At 46.3% G+C, this 706-nt stretch carries 1 rRNA gene; it reads left to right on the forward strand.

The features are described from left to right. Positions 1 to 387 precede the first annotated feature (387 nt). Positions 388 to 706 (forward strand): 16S ribosomal RNA (locus tag ACFFNX_RS52580); the annotation flags it as partial.

Here is a 706-nt window from a genome sequence, read left to right on the forward strand (position 1 = left end):
CGTTTTGTGTGCGAATGCAGCAAAAAGGGTGAAAAAACAACAAACAGAAAAAAAGATCAAAAAAGTACTTGTGCAAAAAATTGGGATCCCTATAATGCGCCTCCGTTGAGACGACAACGTGAAACACTTCACAAGATAGTCGTAACAACAAAGAGAAAAATCCTGAAATTCAGGGTTGACTCTGAGAGAGGAAAGCGTAATATACGCCACCTCGCGACAGTGAGCTGAAAGCCGCGTCGCAACTGCTCTTTAACAATTTATCAGACAATCTGTGTGGGCACTCGAAGATACGGATTCTTAACGTCGCAAGACGAAAAATTAATACCAAGTCTCAAGAGTGAACACGTAATTCATTACGAAGTTTAATTCTTTGAGCATCAAACTTTTAAATTGAAGAGTTTGATCATGGCTCAGATTGAACGCTGGCGGCAGGCCTAACACATGCAAGTCGAACGGTAACAGGAAACAGCTTGCTGTTTCGCTGACGAGTGGCGGACGGGTGAGTAATGTCTGGGAAACTGCCTGATGGAGGGGGATAACTACTGGAAACGGTAGCTAATACCGCATAACGTCGCAAGACCAAAGAGGGGGACCTTCGGGCCTCTTGCCATCGGATGTGCCCAGATGGGATTAGCTAGTAGGTGGGGTAAAGGCTCACCTAGGCGACGATCCCTAGCTGGTCTGAGAGGATGACCAGCCACACTGG

Origin of the sequence: Actinoallomurus acaciae (assembly GCF_042429965.1) — a bacterium.
GTDB lineage: Bacteria > Actinomycetota > Actinomycetes > Streptosporangiales > Streptosporangiaceae > Actinoallomurus > Actinoallomurus acaciae.